The organism is Methanobrevibacter sp. (assembly GCF_045644645.1).
Taxonomy (GTDB): Archaea; Methanobacteriota; Methanobacteria; order Methanobacteriales; family Methanobacteriaceae; genus Methanocatella.
Genome location: NZ_JAZRHE010000160.1, coordinates 1 through 5,477, shown reverse-complemented (window position 1 = coordinate 5,477; position 5,477 = coordinate 1). Strand labels below are relative to the sequence as shown.

Sequence of the window (5,477 nt, the reverse complement as noted above, 5' to 3'; positions counted from 1 at the left end):
AATTATTTGTAAAAATATGGTAAAAATTGCAAATATACAAACATTTATATACTTACTAAAAGGAAGTCATCGAAAAAATGTATAGTTACTATTTATCAGGATTTTAGTAATTAAAAATTTCATTTATAAAGTAAGTGTATTTTTAAAATTTTATTTACAAATGGTAACTAGAAGAATAATTGCATATTTACCAAATACTAATTTTCATATTCTTTTATTCCAGTGAGTTTTTCAATATCTGAATAACTCCAATATTTATTCTCCCAATGATAATACACATCTTTTCTTTTCTTGAATATTCTAAATGGAACATTAGTATTGTCATAAATATGGACAATATCACAAATTTCAACCAAATCAGGAATTAAATTAAGCGCTTTTTCATATCTTGATTTGATTTTATCTTCAGGAACTCCATGACCACCCATGGATTCCCGCATTCTTACTCTTGCGATATTTATTTCATAATCATCTGTGAGAACATAGATGCATCTTAAAAAGTATCCTTTTTCTTTAGCCTTTTGAAGTAACTTCAGATTTCTATCTGTAGAAAGCACTGTTTCAAATGTGAAATCTTCACCTTTTTCCAGCATTGATTTTCTGAGTTCTTCAGCTTTTTGTGCAGCCTCCAAATCACTGCATAAACTTGATTTTTTAATATCGTCAGCATTTATATAAACACCTACAGTTTTTGCCATACGTGTTATTGTGGTTTTGCCACTGCCATTAGGACCTGCAAAAACCATAACTTCAGGAAGTCTACTTTTCTGAGACATAAACTCTCCTTCCATCAGGATACTCTAAATAAGCACGTTTATTTTCATCATCATAACCAGCAATAGGAAGTCCTTTAATCTTACATATATCCTGATCAATTTTAATAGATGCTTTAAATCTTTCCGTGAGTTCTTCATCAGAAATTCCATATGTAGAATCTAATTCATTTTCTTCAACCAAAACAAATCCTCCTTATCACTAATTGTAATATAAAGTATCAACTTCATTAATAATAAATATTTTTGAAGTGAGAGTTAATGCAAAATACACTCATCTTTTCTTGAATGTTAAGTATAGCAATATTCAAAACGTGAATGGAAAAATAGGTTTATTGTTTTGACTTGTATCTATGATGTAATTTTTTATTAAGGAGTTTGTCAAAAATTGAAATCAATTTAATACCATTCAGGATATTCTTTTAAAGACTTGCAGCCTTTAAACATGTCATCCATATATTTTACATTAGAAACATTCCACCCACTCAAATCAGACAAATCTACCAAACCAGAACAGTCTTCAAACATCCCACTCATGTCAGTTACTTTTGAAGTATCCCAATTGGATAATGGTGACAAATCAACCAAAGCAGAACAACCCCCAAACATCCAACTCATGTCAGTTACTTTTGAAGTATCCCAACCAGATAACGGAGACAAATCAACCAAACTAGAACAACCAGTAAACATCCCTCCAATGCGGGTTAATTCATCAGATATTTCAGGAGTTACAATGGCCTTAAGGGATTTAAAACCTTCATATCTACCTAAACTTATATAATCAGATAAATTTTCACTAACAAAGATAATGTCTTTGATATTTTCAACATCTTTCCAGTCCGTTAGGTTTGTTCCATCTTTCAATATGATGAGGACTTTAAAATCACCTAGATCATAAATGCTTTCGGTGGTCGTGTTTAACTTTTCAAATTCTTTCAAATATCTGCTTGTTATTTCAACCCCCCCCTTTTTGTTTAATAGTACCTTTGTTAATTGAAGTATTTAAAATAAGTAAAGTTATGTTCTGGTCTGGTTGATTTATCTGCATTAAATAACTGGCAACTTTATGATTAATGCAATGTGGAAAGTGTATTCGATGATCATGATAATAAATTTATTCACAAAACATTAATCATCAAATATCATAAATTTTTTATTTTAATTAAACTGGTTTAATTAATGAAATAATCAATTTAATCAATATTTAAAAATTAATCATCAACCAGAAAATATCCTAATCACCAACCACAAATATGTTAAATCAAATTACATGCGCTACATTTTTTCATCCAATAACCACACCCCAACTCATTCTGGAATGTCAATCCCAAAATTCCCGAATGCTTCTGTGAATTTAAAGACATATTCCTCATTATCCAGTGTTGTTTTGATTATTCCCTGAAGAACTGATAATTCGAAATCAATATCATCTTCCATTTCTATTTCATCAAAATCCTCAAGATATATTGGGATGATCTTCTTTTTATGCTTTACTGCATATTTTATTTCCTTTTGTATGAGTTCGGATGCAATTGACTCATTTGTTACAAAAACTATGAAAATTTCACAATTCTTTAAACGGGCAATGCGACTATTTTTCGTTTCGCATGTTTCGCTGTCATAGTAAACATTGTATCCGAGATTTTGAAATTGTCTGATATCTGGAAATACCAATTCACGGTCTTTGTGAATATAGCTTACAAAAATATACTTGTCATCACCTTCATAAGCTGCCAAAGGATTATTATCCTCTTTACTTTCATCATCTAAATTCAGGAGTTTGAATGCATCTTTGACTAATGTTTCCAAATGTTTTTCAGGTTGCGGATAGGCAGATATTGCACTTTGACCATTAAGATAGTAGTACAGGTCATCTTCCGGAAACGCCTCATCGATGCAGAACTGAATGATTGGCTTATTTTCAATGAATGCAGTTTTTATTTCATTATTTACGAATCTGCTTTCTTGGACATATCCTGAAAAAATCAAAACCACAATTTTTGAATTCTTAATTGCCTCAGGAATTTGGCTTTCAAAATCTGAGGTAGAAATAATGTTTCTAGGTGCAATCCAGCAACGCAATCCATTTTGTTCCAATGCATAACATGCTTTATTTGCAGTATCTGTATTTTTAGTGGAATATGAGATGAAAACATCATATTCTCCATATAAAACATTATTATTTTCTTTCACTTCTTTTTGATTTGATTCAGTTAACCCCTTTAATTTATCTTTAATGCCCATCAACATCACCTATAATTAAAAATTGAACTTCTTAATTGATTGTATGAGTTTTAAAATATATTCATCCTTAGCCATTGCTGTTTTATTTATCGTGTCAATTTTTGACAGTTCAAATTTGATGCTTTCATACATTTCAATTTTATCAGGACTTTCCAAATATATCGCAATAATGTTTTTATTATTCCTTATTGCATATTTGATTTGATTTCGAATATTCTCTGAGGCCATTGATTTATTTGTTATGAAAACAAGAAATATTTCACAACGATTTAAATAGTCAGCCATTTCTTCTATATAATTTTTAGGATCTATATTCCAATCATCATAGAAAACATTATATTCCAGATATTGAAGAATCCTTATTTGCTCAAATTCAATATTTTCATCCCCTGCCTTGAAACTTGCAAAAATATATTTGTCATTACCGCGATAAGCTGGATTTAACCCATAGTTTGTTTGTACAATAGCATCATTAACTGAGGACTCACCGATGATATTTTTAAACTCCATGATATATTCATCTTCACCGAGTTCTGTTTTGTGTATTGCATCAAGAAAAGACAGTTCAAATTCAATATCCTCATCCATCACTATTTCATTTTCATCTTCAAGATATATTGGGATGATTTTCTTTTTGTGCTTTACAGCGTATTTTATTTCCTTTTGAACATTTTCAGAAGCCATGGAATTGTTTGTTACAAAAACTATGAATGTTTTACATCCTTTCAGGTGTGCCACTATGTCTTTTAACCATTCATTACCAGCACCGATTCCTTCATCATACCATACATTATATTCCAAATCCTGAAAACGTCCGATTTCCGGAAATACGATTTCATTATCCTTGTGAGCATAACTGACAAAAATATATTCTCCATCTCCTCTATAAGCAGGATTAGGTTGTCTGCCAACACCAGGTATGAGTTTACTGTTTGTCAATTTTCCCATAGGCCTTGTTCCTGTTTCACTTACAATTCTTAATGCCTCATCTTTTAAATAATCCAATCCACCTCTCCAATCCGGATAAGCATCCAGCCAATACTTATTTTTTAAAAAATAACTCATTTCACCATAAGGATATGATTCATCGACCTTGAATGAAATTACAGGTTTATGTAGATTGAATGCAATTTTCAATTCATGTTTAACGAACTCACTGTCTTGTGAATATTTTGAAAATATCAAAACAAAAAATTTTGCATTTTTTATCCCATTCATGATGCTTTTAAAAGTATCTTCACCTCCGGCAATATCCCTAGGTGAAATCCAACATTTAAGCTTGCTGTCTTCCAGTTTGCAACAAGCCTCCTCTGCAATAATACTGTCCCATGAAGAATAGGAAATATATGCATCATGAGTGAATCTTTCATCATTTTTCAGTTTTACTTTTAGGGATTTGTCGCTGCCAACTTTCCTTTTAAAGGATTTTCTTAATTTTGATTTTAAATTGATTCCTTTAGAAAAATTTGCAGGTTTGCCTAATATTTTTAAACAATCACCTAATAGATTTTCATATTTTTCCTGATAGTTGGGATATGCCTCAATCCAATGTTTATTATTTAAAAAGAATTCAAGATAACCATCTAATCTGGATTCATCAATGGCGAATACGAAAATGGGTTTGTTTTCTGTAAATGCAATGTCCACTTCAACATTCGCGTAATCATCGTGTTTTGAATTTGAGGAATATATGAAAACAACAAGTTTACAATCGTTGATGGCGCTTATTATTTCACAAACCGAATCTCCAATCATGTTTCTATATTTATACCATGAGATTATGCCATTCTCTTCAAAATAATTCGCAATGCCTTCAGCTACCGTTAAATCATCCTCGCCATAGCAGATATAAACATCATGTTGAGGTTCATTGTCACTGCCCTCCCCTTCCAATATTTTACTGGATTTCTCAAATAACGTTTCAAGTTCATTGCGATAATTTAATTGAGCATCAATACTGTTGTTAAATGAAATGAAAAATTCGATTTGACCATCTATTACACAATCATCTATTTTGAAGGTAAAAACAGGTATCTGGGATTTAAATGCTATAACAATATCAGATTTAACGGCATTTGAAAAATTAGCATTGTCCGACAAAATCAGTACAAAAAGTTTGGATTTGTTAATTGTATCAACTATTACGCCATCTAAACCCTGAACCATGTTTCGCTCTCTATACCAACACTCGACATTGTTTTTTTCAAAATAATCAACAACATCTTGAGCAACTTCCAAATCCTCATCATCATAGCAAACATAAACATCATGTGCCATTATAATCCCCTAGTTAAAAGTATTTTTTATATTATTTAAAAACCCCATTATCATCACCATTATGCCTTTACTTCCATTAGTATTTCTAAAGGTAGTTATTATCACATAACAAGCATTATTACTATTGTAAATTACTTATTTTTTATTAATCCCTAAAATATTAGATAATACATTATTTTAGAA

General features: G+C 30.6%; 5 protein-coding genes. All 5 read right to left on the bottom strand.

Annotation, left to right across the window (positions count from 1 at the left end; genetic code table 11):
- Nucleotides 1-197 precede the first annotated feature (197 nt).
- A complete protein-coding gene (locus ACKI4K_RS10190) occupies nt 198-776 on the bottom strand; it encodes a zeta toxin family protein (protein WP_407424775.1) in 579 nt (192 codons plus the stop codon).
- Nucleotides 760-957, bottom strand: a complete 198-nt coding sequence (locus tag ACKI4K_RS10185) for a hypothetical protein (RefSeq protein ID WP_058738427.1) — start codon at nt 955-957, stop codon at nt 760-762. The genes ACKI4K_RS10190 and ACKI4K_RS10185 overlap by 17 nt, the downstream gene beginning before the upstream one ends.
- 215 nt (nt 958-1,172) lie before the next feature.
- The gene (locus tag ACKI4K_RS10180) at nt 1,173-1,712 is read right to left on the bottom strand and encodes a BspA family leucine-rich repeat surface protein (protein ID WP_407424774.1); all 540 of its coding nucleotides are present in this window, start codon (nt 1,710-1,712) and stop codon (nt 1,173-1,175) included.
- A 369-nt stretch (nt 1,713-2,081) separates the two neighbouring features.
- The gene (locus tag ACKI4K_RS10175; protein ID WP_407424773.1) at nt 2,082-3,017 is read right to left on the bottom strand and encodes a toll/interleukin-1 receptor domain-containing protein; all 936 of its coding nucleotides are present in this window, start codon (nt 3,015-3,017) and stop codon (nt 2,082-2,084) included.
- Nucleotides 3,018-3,032: 15 nt separating this feature from the next.
- Nucleotides 3,033-5,294: a toll/interleukin-1 receptor domain-containing protein gene (locus ACKI4K_RS10170; protein ID WP_407424772.1), complete on the bottom strand. Its 2,262-nt coding sequence runs from the start codon at nt 5,292-5,294 to the stop codon at nt 3,033-3,035.
- Nucleotides 5,295-5,477: the final 183 nt, after the last annotated feature.

What these genes read in the sequence shown, in the direction of transcription:
- ACKI4K_RS10190 (WP_407424775.1), bottom strand. Translation starts at nt 776, where the DNA reads ATGTCTCAGAAAAGTAGACTTCCTGAAGTTATGGTTTTTGCAGGTCCT.
- ACKI4K_RS10175 (WP_407424773.1), bottom strand. Translation starts at nt 3,017, where the DNA reads ATGGGCATTAAAGATAAATTAAAGGGGTTAACTGAATCAAATCAAAAA.
- ACKI4K_RS10170 (WP_407424772.1), bottom strand. Translation starts at nt 5,294, where the DNA reads ATGGCACATGATGTTTATGTTTGCTATGATGATGAGGATTTGGAAGTT.